Origin of the sequence: Listeria swaminathanii (genome assembly GCF_014229645.1) — a bacterium.
In the GTDB taxonomy this organism is placed as follows: domain Bacteria; phylum Bacillota; class Bacilli; order Lactobacillales; family Listeriaceae; genus Listeria; species Listeria swaminathanii.
Genome location: NZ_JAATOD010000002.1, coordinates 92564 through 112243, shown reverse-complemented (window position 1 = coordinate 112243; position 19680 = coordinate 92564). Strand labels below are relative to the sequence as shown.

Sequence of the window (19680 nt, the reverse complement as noted above, 5' to 3'; positions counted from 1 at the left end):
CAAAATAGCTCTTTTTGGCAAGAAACTACCTCATAAATAGAACGTACCTTCGTCTATTTTACCATATTTTAACTAATAATCTAATTTTAGGCAAGATTTTCTGTCCTATGCTATGCTTGAAGTATCTGAAAATGTGAAGGAAAGAGTGATAGAATGGAACTTTTAACCCGTACGGAAAAATTACTTCTTCAGAATGAAAAGAATTGGGAACTATATTTAAGTAACCGTGAAGAAGCAAAACCGTTTGATTTTTATAAAGATATGAAGCCATTCGTGGATGAAGCAAAGGAGAGCGCGGATGCGTTTTTAGAATTAGCTATTCCATGGGTAAACAAAGAGCGTCCTCCTTATTTAGGAGAACTGCAATTAAGACAAGCCTGTGATAATGTTCAAATGACGGCAGTAAGTGCATTTAATGGAAAGTCTTTTTACAAACATTTCCTGGACCACTACCAGTCTACCAAGTATACACTAACAAGAGTGAGAGATTTCTTAAAAAGAAAAGAGGAATTGATGTGAAATCCATCGCAGTAACGGGATACAAAAATTTTGAACTGGGAATTTTTAAAAAGGATGCGGATGAAGCGGTTTTTATTAAGGAAGCGATGAAGCGTCATATAGTCCCGCTTGTGGAGGATGGCTTAGAATGGGTGATTATTTCTGGACAGTTAGGGATTGAGCTTTGGGCAGGGGAAGTGGTGGCCGATTTAAAAGCAGAATATCCTATTAAGCTAGCTATTCTTGAGCCTTTTGAAAAACAAAGTGCTAATTGGAACGAAGCAAACCAGTTATGGGCAACCGAAGTACGAGAAAAAGCCGACTATCATGCGTTTATTACGAAACGTCCTTATGAGAGCCCGGCGCAATTTGCGGCAAGAGATGGTTTTATTATCGATAATACGGACGGGGCCTTACTTGTGTATGATTTAGAAAAAGAAGGCTCACCGAAATTTTTTTATGATCGTGCCATGCAAGCGAAAGAGCAAGCTAGTTATTTTTTAGAATGCATTGATTTTTATGCGCTTCAAGAGGTTGTTGAGGATATGAATCAAACCTTTTAATATAGAAGTAAATAGTATTTTTACAAAAAAATACTCGAATAGATTGACAAATGGTGTGAGATTTGAAAAAATAAGGGTAAGTATATGATTAGAACAAAAATACGTAAGAATAGAGATAGAGGTGGAGTTATATGACTTCGGAACAATTTGAGTATCACTTAACAGGTAAAGAAATTTTGGAAAAAGAATTTAAAACTGGGCTTCGTGGTTATAGTCCAGAAGATGTTGATGAGTTTTTAGACATGGTTATTAAAGATTACAGTACTTTCACGCAAGAAATCGAGGCTCTTCAAGCTGAAAATATTCGACTTGTACAAGAACTTGATAGCGCGCCACTAAGAACATCGACACAACCTGCACCAACTTTCCAAGCAGCGGCACAACCAGCTGGAACGACCAACTTTGACATTCTAAAACGTCTTTCTAACTTAGAAAAACATGTTTTTGGAAATAAGCTGGACGATAACGAATAGGTGTGCTAGTATTAATAGGTTAAGAATAAATGAATAACGTTCGGATAATCGCTGTTTTCTTTTGAAAGCAGAGGAAAGTCCATGCTCGCACGGTGCTGTGATGCCCGTAGTGATCGTGCCTGGTCAAACAATAAGCCAGGGCATTCCGGATTTCCGGTTTGACGGCAGGTGAATGACCTAAGTCTTCGGATATGGTCTTATAACCTTGAAGGTGCCACAGTGACGAAGTTCCGGCAGAAATGCTCGGAAGTGGAACGAGGTAAACCCCACGAGCGAGAAACTCAAACTTATGGTAGGGGCACTTTTCCCGAGGAATCAAGAACAAGGGACGAGGTGCGAATTAATTTTCGCGCAGATAGATGGTTATCTCTTTACTATTACCCTGTATGTAGTAAAGAACAGAACATGGCTTACAGAGCGTTATTTTCAGGATTAATTTAACATTGAAGGCTGTTTTAGAAGGCCGGAGCGCAAGTTTTAAGGTGGGTGTTCGACCTGGTTGAATGCCTATTTAAAACAAATCTCCTCCTCTTAAAACAGCTTTTTTTCATTAGAAATTTAATTAAAGGATGGGACACAATGAAAACATTTCAGTTGGTGGCGACTGCTGCTTCTGGTTTAGAAGCAATTGTTGGGAAAGAAGTAGCGCGTTTAGGCTATGATCCAAAAGTAGAAAACGGTAAGGTATATTTTGAAGGAGATTTATCCGCAATTGCTAGAGCGAACCTTTGGCTGCGTGTAGCGGACCGAGTGAAGATTGTTGTCGGCGTTTTTAAAGCAACAACATTTGATGAACTGTTTGAAAAGACGAAAGCTTTACCTTGGGAAGATTATTTGCCGCTAGATGCACAGTTTCCTGTGGCTGGAAAATCAGTTAAGTCAACGCTTTATAGTGTGCCTGACTGCCAAGCAATTGTAAAAAAAGCGATCGTTAATCGTGTCAGTGAAAAATATCGTCGTTCTGGTCGTTTGATGGAAACAGGCGCGTTATTTAAGCTAGAAGTTTCTATTTTAAAAGATGAAGTGACGCTAACGATTGATACGAGTGGTGCGGGATTACATAAGCGTGGTTATCGTTTAGCGCAAGGTAGTGCGCCAATCAAAGAAACAATGGCGGCGGCACTTGTGTTACTTACTAGCTGGCACCCGGATAGACCATTTTATGATCCTGTATGTGGTTCTGGGACGATTCCAATTGAGGCAGCTCTAATTGGCCAAAATATCGCGCCGGGATTCAACCGTGAATTCGTATCAGAAACATGGGACTGGATGCCGAAACAAATTTGGGCTGATGCGAGACAAGAAGCCGAAGATTTAGCTAACTATGATCAACCACTAAATATTATCGGTGGCGATATTGATGCTCGTTTAATCGAAATCGCGAAACAAAATGCTGTCGAAGCGGGTCTTGGTGACTTGATTACCTTTAGACAACTGCAAGTAGCTGATTTCCAAACAGAAGATGAGTACGGGGTTGTTGTTGCGAATCCGCCGTACGGGGAACGTTTAGAAGATGAGGAAGCAGTGCGCCAACTGTACCGCGAAATGGGTATTGTTTACAAACGCATGCCGACATGGTCTGTCTACGTCCTTACTTCTTATGAACTGTTTGAAGAAGTTTATGGCAAAAAAGCGACGAAAAAACGGAAATTATATAATGGTTACTTGCGCACAGATTTATATCAATACTGGGGTCCAAGAAAACCACGTCCTAAAAAAGAAGATTGAATGGAGGAGTTAAGTTTGGTAGAAACATTAGAAGAGGAATTTTTAGCGTATATTAAAAAGATGGAAGCACTGGAAGAAGCACTCGCATTAGTTTATTGGGATCTTCGTACAGGCGCACCGTCAAAAGGAATGGAAGGCCGCTCAGACGTCATTGGCGTTCTTTCCGAAGAGATTTTCAATATGCAAACGTCTGAAGAAATGGCTGCTTTTATTGCCGGACTTAACCAAGATAAAGAAAATCTATCCGAAATCACTCGTAAAACTTTAGAAGAATCTCAAAAAACATATGATTTAAATAAAAAAATCCCAAGCAAAGAATACGCGGAATATACGAAACTGGTTGCGCAAGCCGAAACAGCTTGGACAACTGCCCGTGAACAAAATGATTTTGCGGCATTTGAACCGTTTCTAACAAGAATTTTGGAAATGAAGCGCAAGTTCGTGGAGTATTGGGGCTATGAAGAAAATAAATATGACACATTACTTGATCAATATGAGCCTGGCGTGACGGTTTCTGTGCTTGATTCTGTCTTTGAAAAAGTACGTGATGGCATTATGGCTATCCGTGAGAAAATCGCGAACGAAGGCGTGAAGCCAGATCCATCGATTCTAAACACAAAAATTTCCGAAGCAAAACAAAAAGAATTTAGCATTCGCATTTTGAATAAAATGGGCTTTGATTTTGAAGCGGGTCGTTTAGATGAAACCGTTCATCCGTTTGCGACTGGCTTGAATACTGGTGATGTTCGGATTACGACACGTTATAATGAAAATGATTTTAAAATGGCTGTTTTTGGAACGATTCACGAAGGTGGTCACGCGATTTATGAACAAAACTTTGATGCGTCTCTTGTAGGAACACCACTTGCAAACGGGGCTTCGATGGGAATTCACGAATCTCAATCCTTATTTTATGAAATCATTATTGGTTCTAGTTTGGCGTTTTGGAAAAGTAATTATGCTGATTTTCAGGCGATAACTAAACCGGCTTTTGATAATGTGAAGTTGGAAGATTTTTATCGTGCGGTGAATATTTCCGAAAGTTCGCTGATTCGAATTGAAGCGGACACATTAACTTATCCGCTGCATATTATGATTCGTTATGAACTGGAAAAAGCGCTTATTAATGGCGAGCTTGAAGTGAAAGATTTGCCAAAAGCGTGGGGCGATAAATACGAAGAATACTTAGGCATTCGCCCAGATAATGATACAAATGGTGTACTTCAAGATATCCACTGGGCTGGCGGCGATTTCGGATACTTCCCGTCATACGCACTAGGTTTAATGTACGCAGCGCAGTTCTATCATCAAATGCAAAAAGAAATTCCGAACATCGATGCAATCATTGCAAGTGATGATTATACGGAACTAAAAACGTGGCTAACTGAGCATGTCCATAAATTTGGTAAAACGAAGAAACCACTAGAAATTCTAACAGATACAACAGGAGAAGGCTTGAACCCTACGTATTTACTAGATTTACTAGAAAAAAGATATGCATACGTTTACCAATTTAATAAGTAAAAAATTAGCTTGACCATGCTCCTTTAGAAAGCTATAATAAACAACATAACTTAAAACCGAAATACTTGTATAATAGTTGCGATTGGGCGACGAGTTTCTACCTGGTTACCGTAAATAACCGGACTATGAGTAGTTTGTATAAAGAAGTCACCCCGAAAATTGGTGGCTTCTATACTGCTTCTCTAAATTTAGAGGAGCAGTTTTTTTTATTTTGAAAGGAGAATAGCTTTGAAATTACTGGAAGAGTTTATTCAAGAAAAAGGGACAGTTTTACCAGGTAACGTTTTAAAAGTAGATGCATTTTTAAATCATCAAATTGATCCCGTTTTAATGCAAGCGATGGGAAATGAATTTGCTAAACGGTTCCAAGATTTAGGGATTACGAAAATTGTAACGATTGAATCGTCGGGTATCGCGCCGGCTGTGTTTGCGGGACTTGCGCTTTCCGTACCAGTTGTTTTCGCTCGGAAGAAAAAATCGGTGACGTTAACGGATAATTTGTATACGAGCACGGTTTATTCGTACACAAAAAAAGAATCGAATGATATTTCGGTTTCCAAACAATTTTTAACGGCGGATGACACGATTTTAGTGATTGATGATTTTCTCGCAAATGGTCAAGCGGCTTTAGGTTTACTTGAAATTGCGGAGCTTGCCGGAGCAAAAGTCGCGGGAATTGGGATTGTGATTGAAAAATCGTTCCAACAAGGCCGTGAATTATTAAATAAAACAGGGATTCCAGTTTATTCACTAGCACGAATTGCCTCACTTGAAAACGAAGAAATCTTATTTTTAGAGGAGGAATAGGAATAAATGTTAGGTAAAGGGAAAATTGCAGCTTTAGGATTTCAGCATGTTTTAGCAATGTATGCTGGCGCAGTTATCGTGCCACTGTTGATTGGTGGGGCACTTGGTTTTAACGGAGAAGAAATGACTTATTTAGTTTCGATTGATATTTTTATGTGTGGGATTGCGACATTGCTGCAATTAACGGTTAACCGCTTCTTTGGGATTGGTTTGCCTGTTGTACTTGGATGTGCAGTTCAAGCCATTGCACCAATTATTTTGATTGGGCAAGACATGGGAATTGGCGCGATTTACGGATCGATTATTGTTTCAGGACTTTTTGTATTATTAATAGCACCATTTTTCTCCAAAGTTGTTCGATTTTTCCCTCCTGTTGTAACTGGTTCGGTTGTGACAGTGATTGGTTTAACACTTATTCCAGTGGCGATTAATAATCTCGCTGGCGGGGCTGGGGCGAAAGATTTCGGTTCGATGTATAATCTTGGCCTTGGTTTTGGAACGTTATTTTTAATTATTTTAGTGTATCGTTTTGGGCAAGGATTTTCGAAGGCGATTGCTGTTTTAATTGGCCTCGTTGGCGGTTCGCTTTTTGCGGCGCTTTATAAAGGGATTTCGCTCGGACCGGTGAGTGAAGCTAGTTGGTTCCATATGCCGAAACCATTTTATTTTGGCACACCGACATTTGAGTGGCCGGCGATTATTACGATGATTTTAATTGCGCTTGTTAGCATGGTGGAATCGACCGGGGTATATTTCGCTTTATCTGATATTACTGAACGTAAATTATCGCAAAAAGACTTAACTCGCGGTTACCGGGCGGAAGGGCTTGCGATTATGCTTGGTGGCGTATTTAATACATTCCCATATACGGCTTACTCGCAAAACGTTGGACTTGTTCAGCTTTCTGGCATTAAGACACGTAAAGTTATTTATGCGGCAGCTGGTTTTCTTATCGTCCTTGGTTTAATTCCTAAAATTGGGGCAGTGACCACGATTATTCCAACACCAGTTCTTGGTGGTGCGATGGTCGCTATGTTTGGCATGGTTGTCGCGCAAGGCATTAAGATGCTCGGAAAAGTTAATTTTACTTCCCAAGAGAACTTGCTAATTATTGCTTGTGCGGTTGGTGTTGGCCTGGGTGTTACCGTTGTACCAGATTTGTTTAATGCTTTCCCAGCGTTTGTTCGTTTATTTACGAGTAACGGGATTGTTGCTGGTAGTGTTACGGCTATTGCGCTAAACATTATCTTCAATATGATTCCACATCGTAAAGATAAAAAAGCAACAAATCCAGAACCTCAACATGCCGAGTAAAAAATAAAACAGTTTTAATTGGGCTATTTTTTCTCATCTACTTATACACATTCCTTTATTTGAAAGCGAAATTGGTCTATATCAATTTCGCTTTTTTGCTGTTTTTCTAGTTTTATTTTCACTATGTTGGGTATTTTCTAGTAGCTCCAAAAAAGTAAGTTTGGGGTAGATAAAGTAAGGGGGAAAAGTAGATGAGTGGAAAACAAGTAATGGTTGGTGGTTTGTCTTTACTTTTAGTTGGCGCGGGACTGGGGGCATTTGGAAGTACGGCACAAGCGGCGACAGATGACGCTTCAGTAATGCCCGATATTTCTAACAAACAAGTGCTAGTTGGGTACTGGCATAGTTGGAAATCTTCCGGAAAAGATGGCTATCAACAAGGGACTTCGGCAGATATTGCATTAAAAGATACGCCGAAAGCTTATAATGTGGTAGATGTTTCCTTTATGAAAGGGGACGGGGTCAATCGCATTCCAACATTTAAACCAGTGGGAATAAATGACAGCGATTTCAGAGCACAAGTGGGCGCATTAAATAAAGAAGGTCGTGCCGTTCTGTTAGCGCTTGGTGGTGCGGATGGACACGTCGAACTTAAAGCAGGGGATGAGCAAGCGTTCGCAAATGAAATTATCCGCCAAGTGGAAACATATGGTTTTGACGGATTAGACATTGACTTAGAACAAAGTGCGATTACTGCGGGAGACAATAAAACAGTCATTCCAGCAGCACTAAAAATTGTCAAAGATCATTATAAAGCAGAAGGCAAAAATTTCTTAATCACGATGGCACCAGAATTTCCTTATTTAAAACCCGGCAGTGCTTACGAAAGCTACTTAACTTCACTTGCTAATTACTATGACTATATTGCCCCACAACTATACAACCAAGGTGGCGATGGTGTTTGGGTCGATGAAACGAACCAATGGATTGCGCAAAATAACGATACATTAAAAGAATCTTTCTTATACTATATGGCCGACTCGTTTATTAATGGGACGCGCGGTTACCTGAAAATCCCAGCTAATAAATTTGTGTTCGGCTTACCGGCCAATGTGGATGCAGCGGCAACGGGATACGTAACAGATCCGCAAATCGTCAAAAATGTTTTCACTCGTTTACAAGCAAAAGGGACACCAGTGAAAGGGATCATGACTTGGTCTGTGAACTGGGATGGTGGTACGAATAAAGCGGGAGTGCCTTATAATAATGGTTTCTCCAACGCATATGGCCCAATTGTGGGAACTAAATAAGCTAATAGCCGATATCCACGTTTAAAGTGGGTATCGGTTTTTTGAAACAGAAGACTTGCGTTCGTTTTAAAATCGGCGTATGATGTAAATCGGAATGATTATTATTTAAGAAAGGAGAAACTATGGCTAAAAAATCAAAAGTTGCTAAATATGAACGCCAACAAGCGCTTGTAGAACAATATGCCGAACTACGCCGGACACTAAAAGCAGAAGGTCGTTTCGACGAGTTGCGCAAATTACCGCGTGATTCCGCGCCATCACGATTACACAATCGCTGCGAGCTAACAGGACGCCCACATGGCTATATGCGTAAATTTGGTATGTCACGGATTCGTTTTCGTGAACTAGCACATCAAGGACAATTACCCGGCGTGAAAAAAGCAAGCTGGTAAAAAGCTCCTTTTTTTCTGCGAGCCAGATATAATTATGCTACAATAGATGGCAGTAGAAGGAAATTGGAGGATTATATATGACTGAAAATCGAGAAAATTTGCTCGTTGTTGATGGAATGGCACTACTTTTCCGAGCATTTTATGCAACAGCCGTTTCCAAGCAATTTATGTTTAATCAAAACGGGATACCAACGAATGGGGTGCAAGGTTTTATGCGCCATATGTTTGCGGCAATCCGTCAAAGTAACCCAACGCATACGCTGATTTGTTGGGATATGGGATCACAAACATTTCGAAATGAACTATACGATGGCTATAAAGCTGGCAGAACGGCACCACCAGAAGAAATGATTCCGCAATTCGATTTAGCGAAAGAAGTTGCCGCGGGATTTGGCTTTGTTAATTTAGGCGTACCTGGCTTTGAAGCGGATGATTGCATTGGTACGATTACGGTGCAAGCGACTAATACAATTGCGACTACCGTTTTAAGTGGTGATAAAGATTTACTGCAACTGATCGCACCAACGAATGATGTCTGGATTATGCAAAAAGGTTACGGCAATTATAAACGATACGATGAAGCAACATTTTTTGAAGAAATGGGTATTACCCCAGGACAGTTTGTTGATGTGAAAGCATTGATGGGGGACACATCTGATGGGTATCCTGGTGTACGTGGAATCGGTGAAAAAACAGCGATTAAGCTCATCCAAGAATTCGAGTCCATTGAAGGTGTCTTAAACAATCTCGATAAACTTAAACCAGCCCAACAAACCAAAATTCAAGAAGACTTAGCAATGCTAGAACTAAGTCAAAAACTAGCTAGAATTCATACCGAAGTTCCACTAGAAATAGACTTACCAAGCTTGAAATATGATGGCTTCCGCGATGATGCTTTTGCAGTAGTGGAAAAATATGGCTTAAAAACATTAACACGTGATATCGAATAAAAATAGAAGCAATCTGGTCATTTTACGCCAGGTTGCTTCTGTTTTTTTATTGCCTGACGCGCAAGTTGGTCGGCTTGTTTATTTTGGCTAACATTACGCCATTCTGCAAAAAATAACTCTAACGAATCCGTCATTTCTAAAATAGCTTCTAAATGGGGCTTAAATAAAGGGTTTTTCGCATGTCGTTTATGAATGGCTTCAATGGCAACTTTTGAATCAGAGTACAAACGAATGAAAGTTGCTTGTTTTTTCAAGGCTTCTTCTAGCCCGAGTTTAATTGCAATGAATTCTGCTTCGTGGTTGGTCATTATTTCGAGTGGAATCGCGAGTTGTTCATAGATGCCGTCTGCTTTCAGAACAATTCCAGCACCACTTGGACCAGGGTTTCCAGCACTTGCTCCATCAACGAAAACTTCCATATTGTACGCCTCCTCATTTACGAATAGATGTGGCTTTATTATAGAAGGAAAGCTATTTTTTTGCAATAAAAAAACCGGTAAATCGCTACCGGTTTTTACGTCCGTGTCTAATTGGCAACTGGATTAGGCTTTCTCTACATTAGCTGCTTGAGCGCCGCGATTACCTTCTACAACTTCAAATGTTACCGCTTGGCCTTCTTCTAAAGATTTGTAGCCGTCACCTTGGATCGCTGTGAAGTGAACGAAAATATCTTCGCCGCCGTCTGATTCGATAAAACCGTAACCTTTTTCATTGTTAAACCATTTTACTTTCCCATTTTGCATTGAAATAAATCCTCCTAAGTATGGCTAATAATTGCTAGAATCATTTGTTAAAACGCTTTCATTCTAACTTAAAAAATTTTTCTCGCAAATACTACCTTTTCAGTTCATAGCGTTGCCGCATATGATACTAACACTATAAATCAAAATACCTATAAACGTCAAGCTGATTTTCGATATTTTTTAAATTTTGGGACTTGTAAGGGCATACTTTTTACTAGAATGTCCTAAATTACTACTAAATACTGCTTTTTTCATGGAAACATTCTAGGAGAAATTTCGTTTTTGAAAGGGTAATTACTTTTAGAAAGCTGGATATTATAGTACAATTGGCTATGTGAAAGAATTTAAGTTGGAGGGTATAGCTATGCCAACACCTAGTATGGAAGATTATATTGAAAAAATCTATTCCCTTATTGAGACGAAAGGTTATGCCAGGGTTTCGGATATTGCTGATGAGTTATTTGTCCATCCATCCTCTGTAACAAAAATGGTACAGAAGCTGGATAAAGACGAATATTTAATCTACGAAAAGTACCGTGGATTAATTTTGACGCCAAAAGGAACACAAATGGGGAAAAGGCTCCTAGAAAGACACGCATTACTAGAAAGTTTTTTAAGCATTATTGGCGTAGAACCATCCCATATTTATCATGATGTGGAAGGTATTGAACACCACTTGAGTTGGAATTCGATTGACCGAATTGGGGATGTTGTGCAGTTTTTTGAAAATCATCCGGATGCGCTTAAGACGCTTAAGGCAATGGAGTCGACCAAACCAGAAACAAAGGAATAACGGTAATCCAAGGTTGAGATGTTGATTTTTGCGCAATCAGGTTTTACTTTAGAATCAAAATGGTGTTACATCGCTTGGTGTCGCGCTTTTTTGATGCACTGAAGTGGCCAAAATATCTTAATTCTTTGTTACAATATACATATTCGGAGGGGATATCATGTCAAATAAAGTGAAATCAGATATTGAAATTGCATCAAAAGCAGAAATTCTACCAGTTACGACTATTGCCGAACATTTAGGACTAGACGCAGATGCACTCGAACTTTACGGAAAGTATAAAGCAAAGTTATCCTATGATACGATTCACTCGTTAAAAGACAAAAAACCAGGAAAACTTGTCCTTGTAACAGCGATTAACCCAACACCAGCTGGTGAAGGTAAATCGACAGTGACAGTTGGTCTTGGTGACGCACTCTCTAAAAAAGATAAAAAAACCGTTATCGCACTGCGCGAACCATCGCTTGGACCTACTATGGGGATTAAAGGCGGGGCAACTGGTGGCGGATATGCGCAAGTTATTCCAATGGAAGATATTAATTTACATTTTACAGGCGATTTTCATGCGATTACAGCTGCAAATAATGCTTTATCGGCATTTATCGATAACCATATGCAACAAGGTAATGACTTAGACATTGATGGACGCAGAATCGTTTGGAAACGTGTGGTTGATTTAAATGACCGGGCGCTTCGAAAAGTAGTCGTTGGTCTTGGTGGCCCGATTCAAGGTGTTCCGCGCGAAGATGGTTTTGATATTACAGTTGCTTCAGAAATCATGGCAATCATTTGTTTAGCAAGCGATTTAAAAGATTTAAAGAAACGCTTAAGTGAAATTGTGATTGGCTATAACTATAAAAAAGAACCAATTACAGTTGGCGAAATGGGTTATGAAGGCGCGTTAACGTTACTATTAAAAGATGCCTTGAAACCGAATTTAGTGCAAACGTTAGAACATACACCTGCAATCGTGCACGGCGGACCTTTTGCCAATATAGCTCATGGTTGTAATAGTGTTTCTGCGACAAGTACAGCGCTTAGACTTGGCGAATATGTTGTGACAGAAGCTGGCTTTGGTGCAGACCTTGGCGCGGAGAAATTTTTAGATATTAAAGTTCCTGCTCTTGGAAAAGCACCGGATTGTGTGGTTATTGTAGCAACGATTCGCGCGCTGAAAATGCACGGCGGCGCTTTGAAAACCGAACTAAGCGAAGAAAATGTCGATGCGTTAGCTAAAGGTTTTACTAACTTGCAAAAACATACGGAGTCTATCCAAACATTTGGTATCCCGTACGTGGTAGCGATTAATAAATTTATCACTGATTCTAACGCAGAAGTGGCGAAATTAGAAGCGCTTTGCGAAGAACATGGCATTCCGTTCTCCTTAACAGAAGTTTGGGAAAAAGGCGGCGATGGTGGTCTTGAACTCGCGGATAAAGTAATTGCAGCTGTGGAAAGTGGAACAGCGGACTACAAACGCATTTATGATGACGCTTGGTCGATTGAAGAAAAATTAGAAGCGATTGTGACGAAGGTTTACGGTGGTATTGGCGTGGAGCTTTCTAGCAAGGCACAAAAACAAATCGTGGAATTTAAAAAATATGGTTGGGATCGCTATCCAATTTGTATGGCGAAAACACAATATTCATTATCGGACGATCCGACATTGCTCGGTCGCCCAACTGATTTTGTCATTCATATTCGCGAATTTATTCCAAAACTTGGTGCTGGATTTGTCGTTGCTTTAACAGGCGACGTAATGACGATGCCAGGCTTACCGAAAAAACCAGCGGCATTAAATATGGATGTTGATGAAAATGGTAACGCGCAAGGTTTATTTTAAAAGTAGAAGTTCCAAAAGTGGATTCGCCGCTTTTGGAACTTTTTTCAATTTAAGCAATTGATATGTTCTATGTTTTCAGCTAGAATAGATAAGGACGAACAGGAAATGGATGGGACTAAATGAAACAATTAAAAGTGGAAAATTTAACAAAAACATATGGTGAAAAAAGCCTGTTTGAAAATATCTCGCTAACGATAACAGAGGGCGAACGTATTGGTTTAATCGGTGTAAATGGTACCGGGAAATCGACGTTATTGCAAATTATTTCTGGAAGTGAATCTGGGGATAAAGGTACAGTTACGAAAGCAAAAGATTATACGATTGGTTATTTGGCGCAAGATCCTGCGTTTAATGAAGAGGATACAGTTCTCGCGGCTGTTTTTGACGGGGATACTGCGGCGCTTCGAGCTATGCGTAAGTATGAAGAAGTCTTGCTGGCGATGTCGCTTGACTCTGAAAACACCAAATTACACGATGCTTATACGGCGGCTAGCCAGGAAATGGATGCTAGTGCGGCTTGGGATATGAACACAGAAGCGAAAACGATTTTGGAAAGACTTGGCATTACGGATCTAACAGCGAAAATAAGCGCGCTTTCTGGTGGACAACGAAAACGGGTTGGTTTGGCGCAAGTTTTAATCGAGACACCAGATTTGCTTATTTTGGATGAGCCTACCAACCATTTGGATTTTCAGTCGATTCGCTGGTTAGAAGAATACTTAAATCGCTTTAAAGGCGCTGTCTTGCTCGTTACCCATGATCGTTATTTCCTTGACCGTGTAACGAACCATATGGTGGAACTAGACCGCGGTTCGGCTTATCGCTATGTTGGGAACTACGAGAAATTCATGGAATCTAAGGCAATTCGGATGGAAAATGAAGTACGTGAATCCGAGAAAAATAAAAACTTGTACCGAAAAGAACTGGCATGGATGCGCCGCGGTCCACAAGGTCGGGCAACGAAACAAAATGCCAGACAAGACCGTTTCCATGATTTAGAGAAAAAAGTGAAAACAAAAGTGGATGACTCGGAATTGGCGATTGATTTTGTCACTAGCCGTCTCGGAAAAGATGTTTTCGAACTGAAAAACTTAGAAAAACGCTTTGATGAAAAACAAGTATTACAAGATTTTAGTTTGATTATCCAACCGGGAGAACGCCTTGGTATTACAGGGAATAACGGAACTGGTAAATCAACTTTACTGAACATGTTAGCTGGGAAACTAGCACCTGATGCCGGCGAAGTGCTTACTGGACAAACGGTACAAATCGGTTATTATACGCAACAAAATGAAGAAATGGACCCGGATATGCGAATGATTGCTTATTTGCAAGAAGCAGGCGAGCAAGTAACGACATCCGGCGGCGAAGTAATTAGCGTGAGCGCGATGCTAGAACGATTTTTATTCCCACCTAATTCACACGGGAAGAAAATTGGTAGCTTATCTGGTGGGGAAAAACGCCGATTATTCTTACTGCGCATTTTGATGGAACGTCCTAATGTATTGCTACTAGATGAGCCGACCAATGACTTAGATACGCAAACATTAACCGTTTTAGAAGATTATTTAGAATCATTCAACGGCACGGTCATTACGGTCAGCCATGATAGATATTTCCTTGACAAAGTTGTGAATAAATTGCTCGTTTTCCGGGCGATTGGGGAAGTAGAAATTTTCTACGGAGAATATAGTGATTATTTGAAAGAACTTGAGGCCAAAGGAAAACCAGCGAAATCAATGAAAAAAATGGCGAATACTTCGGTCGGAAAGTCAGCACCTGAGAAAAAAGAGAAAGTCAAACTAACCTACCAAGAACAACTGGAGTGGGACGGAATTGAAGATGCGATTAGCGAATTAGAACAAACGATTGAGTCGCTAAACGAAACATTGGAACAAACCGGAGCAGACTTTACCAAAGCAGCAGAAATTAGCGGACTCATTACAGCGAAAGAAAAAGAATTGGAACAAATGATGGAACGCTGGGAATTTTTATCACAATATGCGGAATAAGGAGTGCGAACGATGAAACAATATTTGGATTTAGAAAAGTACGTTTTAGAGAATGGAACACAAAAAGGGGATCGCACTGGAACTGGAACAATCAGCACATTTGGTTATCAAATGCGTTTTGATTTACAAGAGGGCTTTCCGATTATGACAACAAAACGTGTACCATTTAAACTTGTAGTAAGTGAACTGCTATGGTTTTTACATGGAGATACGAATATTCGCTACCTTTTACAGCATAATAATAATATTTGGAATGAATGGGCTTTTGAGCGTTTTGTGAAAAGCGCTGAGTACAAAGGCGAAGATATGACGGATTTTGGACTGAGAGCAGAAAGTGATCCGGCATTCAAAGAAGTATATCAAGCGGAAATGGCACAATTTAAAAAGCGTATTTTAGAGGATGAAGCATTTGCGAATAAATACGGTGAACTAGGGAATATTTACGGCAAACAGTGGCGCGAATGGAAAACTTCGCAAGGGGAAACAATTGATCAGTTAGCTGATTTGATTGAAATGATTAAAACGAACCCGAACTCGCGCCGATTGATTGTGTCTGCTTGGAACCCGGAAGATATTCCGAATATGGCTTTGCCGCCATGTCATTCGTTGTTCCAATTTTATGTGGCGGATGGGAAATTATCGTGCCAACTGTATCAACGCAGTGCGGATATTTTCTTAGGCGTACCGTTTAATATTGCGAGTTATGCACTTCTGACACATCTTATTGCCCGTGAAGTGGGGCTTGATGTAGGGGAGTTTATCCACACAATGGGTGATGCGCATCTTTATAATAATCATATCGAACAAGTAAAAGAGCAGTTATCGAGAACACCGCATGCACTTCCAAAATTAGTGCTTTCAGATAAACCGGCAACGATTTTTGATTTTGATGTCGCGGATATTTCACTTGATGGCTATAATCCGGATCCAGCGATTAAAGCACCAATTTCAGTATAAGGGAGGTTTTCTTGGATGATAATTTTTGTTTGGGCACAAGACCGCGCTGGCAACATCGGTAAAGATAACAAAATGCCGTGGCACTTACCGGGCGATTTGCAGTTTTTCAAAAAAACGACGACTGGGAAAACGCTTGTTATGGGACGCAAAACCTATGAATCTTTGGGGAAAGCATTGCCGAATAGAAAGACCATCGTATTAACGCGGGATAAAGAATTGCAGTTAGACGATGCGGAAATCTTGCATTCGCGCGATGAGGTTTTGGCGCTTGCTAAGACGGGGGAACCGATTTATATCGCTGGTGGTGCGGAAATTTATCGCTTATTTATGGATGTGGCGGATCAATTGATTGTCACAAAAATTGATGCGGAATTTGATGCAGATACGGCCTTTCCTGAAGTAGACTGGGAGAATTTTTCGGAAGTTGCGAAAGAACCCCATGAAAAAGATGAAAAAAACAAGTACAATTACACTTTTTATACGTATGAAAGAAATTAGTAGAAACGTTGCCTGATTGCGGGCAACGTTTTTCGAGTGGAGTGAAGATTAATTGTTATCAAAAATGGAGATAAATAAACGCGCTATGGAAGAGAGTATTGCGCTTCTTGCTTGCCCGATTTGCGGTAGTGCGTTCGAATTTAGTGAGCCGCGTTCATTTGTATGCTCAGAACGTCATGCTTTTGATATCGCCAAGCCTGGCTATTTACATTTGTTGAAGCAAGCGCATAAAACAAAATACGATCAAGCTTTATTTGAGTCACGAAAGAAAATTATTGCTAGTGGCTTTTTTGGAAAGTTAATCGAACGGGTTACAGAAATCATTGCTGAGACGAAAAAAGAGCAGATTGTGATATACGATGCAGGTTGCGGTGAGGGAAGTCATTTAGCGCGAGTTGTAGAGCAGCTTCAAGCAACGGATTGCGACGTGCAAGCTGTTGGACTCGATATTGCTAAAGAAGGCGTCAAACAGGCTGCACGGGATTATCCGGGAATTGTTTGGACCGTGGCTGATTTAGCCAATTGTCCGAATCAAAAAGAGACAGCAGATGCCATTTTAAATATTTTATCACCTTCGAATTATGAAGAGTTTAAACGACTACTCCAAACGGATGGTTTTTTGCTAAAAGTAGTTCCTGAGGCGAATTATTTACGGGAATTGCGGGAATTTATTTATGTGGATGAGAAGAGCAGTTATTCGAATGAATCGGTCACATCACGGCTGGCAGAAAAATTAACGGTGGAACATGTCGAGCGAATCACATATAAAGCGCCAATTGCAAAAGATTTATTTGCCGATTTTCTAGAAATGACCCCACTTGGATGGCATATTGAAGCGAATAAAAAAAGTGAATTACTGGGAAACCCACCAGAAGAACTAACGGTCGATTTGCAAATAATCATTGCGAAAAAAACAAATCTTTCCTAATTACTATGTGAATTATGCGCAATATAAGCTATAATGAAGGGGAAAAATACAGAAGCTGGAGGAATGACATGAATCAATCAGAAACGAAAGCGTTAGAAGCACTGCAAAACGGATCAGACATACGTGGAATAGCTATTGCTACGGAAAAATATCAGATTACGCTAACAGACGAACGTGTAGAAAAGATTGCTTATGGCTTTGCGAAATGGCTAAAAGAGGAGAAAAAAGTGGAAGGTCAGGCAAAAGTGGCAATTGGCCATGATAGCAGACTTTCAGCTGAACGATTAAAAGCGGCACTCGTAAAAGGTCTTACTTTTGCGGGACTGGATGTAGTGGATGTTGGGCTTGCAACAACGCCAGCCATGTTTATGGCGACTCAATATGAGGACTACAACTGCGATGCCGGCATTATGATTACAGCGAGCCACTTACCTTTTATGTATAATGGGTTAAAATTATTTACCAAATCTGGCGGTGCGGAACACGAGGATATTGATTACATTGTGGCCCACGCAGATAAATCTTTCATTGAAAACGGCGGAAACACTGGTAAAGTGACCAAACAAGACTTACTTTCTACATATGCAGCAGATTTAACAGATAAAATTAGAGCGGGAATTACGGATGCGGCTGATAAAATGAAACCGTTACAAGGAAGCCATATCATTGTTGATGCTGGTAATGGCGCAGGCGGCTTCTTTGCTGAAAAAGTATTGGCAGAGCTTGGCGCAGATATTTCTGGTAGTCAGTTTTTAGAGCCGGATGGAAATTTCCCGAATCATATTCCGAATCCTGACAACGAGGAAGCGATGGCTAGTTTGAAAAAAGCGGTGCTGGCTAGTGGGGCGGATTTAGGCGTGATTTTTGATACGGATGTGGATCGTGCGGCGATTATGGATAAAAACGGCGAAAGCTTAAACCGCAATCCACTTATTGCTGTTATCTCGAGCATTATTCTAGAAGAAAAACCTGGGACGACGATTGTGACTGACTCGACAACATCCGGTCATTTACAAGCGTTTATTGAAGCGAAAGGTGGCAAGCAGCATCGTTTTAAACGTGGTTATCGTAACGTTATCAATGAAGCGCTGCGACTTAATGCTAGTGGAACAGCGTCTGAAATCGCGATTGAAGTAAGTGGACATGCCGCATTAAAAGAAAATTATTTCTTAGATGATGGCGCCTACTTAATCGCCAAAATTTTAATGACCTATGCGACTTTACGTAAAAATGGCCAAGATTTGCCGGACTTAATTGCCGACTTAAAAGAACCAGCAGAAAGCGAAGAAATTCGTTTAAGCATTACAGCACCAGATTTTAAAGCTTATGGAAAAGAAGTATTGGCTGATTTTCAGGCGTTTGTGGAAGCAGATGCGGATATGGAAATTGAGCCTGTTAACCAGGAAGGCATTCGCGTGAATACGAGTGGTGAGCTTGGCGAAGGATGGTTCTTGCTGCGAATGAGCCTTCATGAACCGGTAATGCCGATGAATTTAGAGAGTGATGAAGCTGGTGGTATCCAAAAAGTGAAAAATCGTTTAGCGGGATTTTTTGCGAACAAGGCTGATTTAAGTATATAAATATTTGAGAACTTGGTAGGTAACAGCTGCCAAGTTCTTTTTTCTAGCAAATTCATTGAAAATATTAGGATAGTATAGTACACTTAAAAAAGCAAGCACTTACTTTAAAAGGGAAATAAAGTACAGGAGTGTGTTTTTTGGAAACTTGGATTACAAGTATTATGGCTGATTTTGGCTATATTGGTATTTTTGTATTGATTATGGTTGAGAACTTGTTTCCGCCGATTCCCTCTGAGATTATCTTAACTTTTGGTGGATTTATGACGACAGTTTCATCGCTAAATGTAGTGATGGTGATTATTGTAGCAACACTTGGGTCGGTCGTTGGCGCTATTTTACTTTATAAAGTGGCCTCGTATTTTGGTAAGGAACGGCTGACAAAAATTGTATTAAAGTATGGTCGGATTTTGCGACTGAAGGAGTCGGATATTGAACGCGCAGAAAGTTTCTTTTTGAAATATGGCAGTTGGGCGGTATTTTTATGTCGGATGATTCCGTTGATACGAAGCTTGATTTCAATTCCAGCTGGGATGACGAAGATGAAAATGTCGCGTTTTTTAGTCCTAACGACTGCGGGAAGCTTGCTTTGGAACACGGTTTTAATTGGGCTTGGCGCGATGCTAGGTGAGTCATGGAATGAAATTATTGTTTTCATGGATAGTTTTTCGACAATTATTTATAGTGTCATTGCGATACTTGTTGTTGTTGGGCTAGGGTTCTTTTTCCGGGCACGTTTCAAAAAAACACTAGATGAAGAATAATGTGGGACCTTGGGGAGTAATCTTCAAGGTTTTTCTTTTGCGATTTTCGCTTTCGTGCTATGATAAGTT

At 40.2% G+C, this 19680-nt stretch carries 20 protein-coding genes, 1 other RNA gene and 1 riboswitch; of the genes, 19 read left to right on the top strand and 2 right to left on the bottom strand.

The window, feature by feature from the left end; genetic code table 11:
• Window positions 1-153: 153 nt before the first annotated feature.
• From HCX62_RS07725 to HCX62_RS07675, 11 genes are all read left to right on the top strand, one after another.
• Entirely contained in the window at window positions 154-519 is a 366-nt protein-coding gene (locus tag HCX62_RS07725) for a YppE family protein (RefSeq protein WP_185638221.1), read from the top strand.
• Window positions 516-1061 (top strand): SLOG family protein, encoded by a 546-nt coding sequence (locus HCX62_RS07720; protein WP_185638220.1) that lies wholly within the window; start codon window positions 516-518, stop codon window positions 1059-1061. The genes HCX62_RS07725 and HCX62_RS07720 overlap by 4 nt, the downstream gene beginning before the upstream one ends.
• A gap of 131 nt (window positions 1062-1192) precedes the next feature.
• Window positions 1193-1534: a cell division regulator GpsB gene (gpsB, locus tag HCX62_RS07715; protein ID WP_185502044.1), complete on the top strand. Its 342-nt coding sequence runs from the start codon at window positions 1193-1195 to the stop codon at window positions 1532-1534.
• Window positions 1535-1570: 36 nt separating this feature from the next.
• An RNA gene (gene rnpB, locus HCX62_RS07710) (RNase P RNA component class B) lies at window positions 1571-1952 on the top strand.
• A gap of 161 nt (window positions 1953-2113) precedes the next feature.
• The gene (locus tag HCX62_RS07705; RefSeq protein ID WP_003732062.1) at window positions 2114-3262 is read left to right on the top strand and encodes a THUMP domain-containing class I SAM-dependent RNA methyltransferase; all 1149 of its coding nucleotides are present in this window, start codon (window positions 2114-2116) and stop codon (window positions 3260-3262) included.
• 15 nt (window positions 3263-3277) lie between these two features.
• Window positions 3278-4786, top strand: a complete 1509-nt coding sequence (locus HCX62_RS07700) for a carboxypeptidase M32 (protein ID WP_185638219.1) — start codon at window positions 3278-3280, stop codon at window positions 4784-4786.
• A gap of 45 nt (window positions 4787-4831) precedes the next feature.
• Window positions 4832-4932, top strand: a riboswitch (purine riboswitch).
• A gap of 82 nt (window positions 4933-5014) precedes the next feature.
• Complete coding sequence (locus tag HCX62_RS07695; protein ID WP_185530169.1) at window positions 5015-5593, top strand: xanthine phosphoribosyltransferase; 579 nt, start codon at window positions 5015-5017, stop codon at window positions 5591-5593.
• Window positions 5594-5599: 6 nt separating this feature from the next.
• On the top strand, window positions 5600-6907 hold the full coding sequence (locus HCX62_RS07690) for a nucleobase:cation symporter-2 family protein (protein WP_185638218.1): 1308 nt from the start codon (window positions 5600-5602) through the stop codon (window positions 6905-6907).
• 191 nt (window positions 6908-7098) lie between these two features.
• Window positions 7099-8157, top strand: a complete 1059-nt coding sequence (gene chiA / locus HCX62_RS07685) for a chitinase ChiA (RefSeq protein ID WP_185638217.1) — start codon at window positions 7099-7101, stop codon at window positions 8155-8157.
• A 122-nt stretch (window positions 8158-8279) separates the two neighbouring features.
• On the top strand, window positions 8280-8549 hold the full coding sequence (gene rpsN, locus HCX62_RS07680; protein WP_185638216.1) for a 30S ribosomal protein S14: 270 nt from the start codon (window positions 8280-8282) through the stop codon (window positions 8547-8549).
• 77 nt (window positions 8550-8626) lie between these two features.
• Complete coding sequence (locus tag HCX62_RS07675; RefSeq protein ID WP_185638210.1) at window positions 8627-9499, top strand: 5'-3' exonuclease; 873 nt, start codon at window positions 8627-8629, stop codon at window positions 9497-9499.
• A 17-nt stretch (window positions 9500-9516) separates the two neighbouring features.
• Here the strand turns inward: HCX62_RS07675 and HCX62_RS07670 are convergent, their stop codons facing one another.
• Window positions 9517-9918, bottom strand: coding sequence for a ribonuclease HI family protein (locus HCX62_RS07670; RefSeq protein WP_185599715.1), 402 nt, complete (start codon window positions 9916-9918; stop codon window positions 9517-9519).
• Window positions 9919-10041: 123 nt separating this feature from the next.
• Entirely contained in the window at window positions 10042-10242 is a 201-nt protein-coding gene (gene cspD, locus HCX62_RS07665; RefSeq protein ID WP_003728273.1) for a cold-shock protein CspD, read from the bottom strand.
• 364 nt (window positions 10243-10606) lie between these two features.
• On the opposite strand from cspD, the gene mntR reads away from it, so the two are divergent.
• The 8 genes from mntR (at window position 10607) to HCX62_RS07625 (ending at window position 19611) form a co-directional block, all read left to right on the top strand.
• Window positions 10607-11035, top strand: a complete 429-nt coding sequence (gene mntR, locus HCX62_RS07660; protein ID WP_185638208.1) for a transcriptional regulator MntR — start codon at window positions 10607-10609, stop codon at window positions 11033-11035.
• Between the two features lie 157 nt (window positions 11036-11192).
• Window positions 11193-12875, top strand: coding sequence for a formate--tetrahydrofolate ligase (locus tag HCX62_RS07655; RefSeq protein ID WP_185638207.1), 1683 nt, complete (start codon window positions 11193-11195; stop codon window positions 12873-12875).
• A 119-nt stretch (window positions 12876-12994) separates the two neighbouring features.
• Entirely contained in the window at window positions 12995-14887 is a 1893-nt protein-coding gene (locus HCX62_RS07650) for an ABC-F family ATP-binding cassette domain-containing protein (RefSeq protein WP_185638205.1), read from the top strand.
• Window positions 14888-14899: 12 nt separating this feature from the next.
• Entirely contained in the window at window positions 14900-15844 is a 945-nt protein-coding gene (locus tag HCX62_RS07645) for a thymidylate synthase (RefSeq protein WP_185638203.1), read from the top strand.
• Window positions 15845-15859: 15 nt separating this feature from the next.
• Window positions 15860-16342, top strand: a complete 483-nt coding sequence (locus tag HCX62_RS07640) for a dihydrofolate reductase (RefSeq protein ID WP_185502048.1) — start codon at window positions 15860-15862, stop codon at window positions 16340-16342.
• 52 nt (window positions 16343-16394) lie between these two features.
• Window positions 16395-17270: a putative RNA methyltransferase gene (locus tag HCX62_RS07635; protein ID WP_185638200.1), complete on the top strand. Its 876-nt coding sequence runs from the start codon at window positions 16395-16397 to the stop codon at window positions 17268-17270.
• A 68-nt stretch (window positions 17271-17338) separates the two neighbouring features.
• Entirely contained in the window at window positions 17339-18850 is a 1512-nt protein-coding gene (locus tag HCX62_RS07630; RefSeq protein ID WP_185638198.1) for a phosphohexomutase domain-containing protein, read from the top strand.
• Window positions 18851-18987: 137 nt separating this feature from the next.
• A complete protein-coding gene (locus HCX62_RS07625) occupies window positions 18988-19611 on the top strand; it encodes a DedA family protein (protein ID WP_185638196.1) in 624 nt (207 codons plus the stop codon).
• The last annotated feature ends 69 nt before the right edge of the window (window positions 19612-19680 follow it).

Excerpts from the sequence above, each read along its gene's own strand:
- HCX62_RS07725 (WP_185638221.1), top strand. The coding sequence starts at position 154 with ATGGAACTTTTAACCCGTACGGAAAAATTACTTCTTCAGAATGAAAAG.
- gpsB (WP_185502044.1), top strand. The coding sequence starts at position 1,193 with ATGACTTCGGAACAATTTGAGTATCACTTAACAGGTAAAGAAATTTTG.
- HCX62_RS07705 (WP_003732062.1), top strand. The coding sequence starts at position 2,114 with ATGAAAACATTTCAGTTGGTGGCGACTGCTGCTTCTGGTTTAGAAGCA.
- HCX62_RS07690 (WP_185638218.1), top strand. The coding sequence starts at position 5,600 with ATGTTAGGTAAAGGGAAAATTGCAGCTTTAGGATTTCAGCATGTTTTA.
- chiA (WP_185638217.1), top strand. The coding sequence starts at position 7,099 with ATGAGTGGAAAACAAGTAATGGTTGGTGGTTTGTCTTTACTTTTAGTT.
- rpsN (WP_185638216.1), top strand. The coding sequence starts at position 8,280 with ATGGCTAAAAAATCAAAAGTTGCTAAATATGAACGCCAACAAGCGCTT.
- HCX62_RS07675 (WP_185638210.1), top strand. The coding sequence starts at position 8,627 with ATGACTGAAAATCGAGAAAATTTGCTCGTTGTTGATGGAATGGCACTA.
- HCX62_RS07670 (WP_185599715.1), bottom strand. The coding sequence starts at position 9,918 with ATGGAAGTTTTCGTTGATGGAGCAAGTGCTGGAAACCCTGGTCCAAGT.
- cspD (WP_003728273.1), bottom strand. The coding sequence starts at position 10,242 with ATGCAAAATGGGAAAGTAAAATGGTTTAACAATGAAAAAGGTTACGGT.
- mntR (WP_185638208.1), top strand. The coding sequence starts at position 10,607 with ATGCCAACACCTAGTATGGAAGATTATATTGAAAAAATCTATTCCCTT.
- HCX62_RS07655 (WP_185638207.1), top strand. The coding sequence starts at position 11,193 with ATGTCAAATAAAGTGAAATCAGATATTGAAATTGCATCAAAAGCAGAA.
- HCX62_RS07650 (WP_185638205.1), top strand. The coding sequence starts at position 12,995 with ATGAAACAATTAAAAGTGGAAAATTTAACAAAAACATATGGTGAAAAA.
- HCX62_RS07645 (WP_185638203.1), top strand. The coding sequence starts at position 14,900 with ATGAAACAATATTTGGATTTAGAAAAGTACGTTTTAGAGAATGGAACA.
- HCX62_RS07640 (WP_185502048.1), top strand. The coding sequence starts at position 15,860 with ATGATAATTTTTGTTTGGGCACAAGACCGCGCTGGCAACATCGGTAAA.
- HCX62_RS07630 (WP_185638198.1), top strand. The coding sequence starts at position 17,339 with ATGAATCAATCAGAAACGAAAGCGTTAGAAGCACTGCAAAACGGATCA.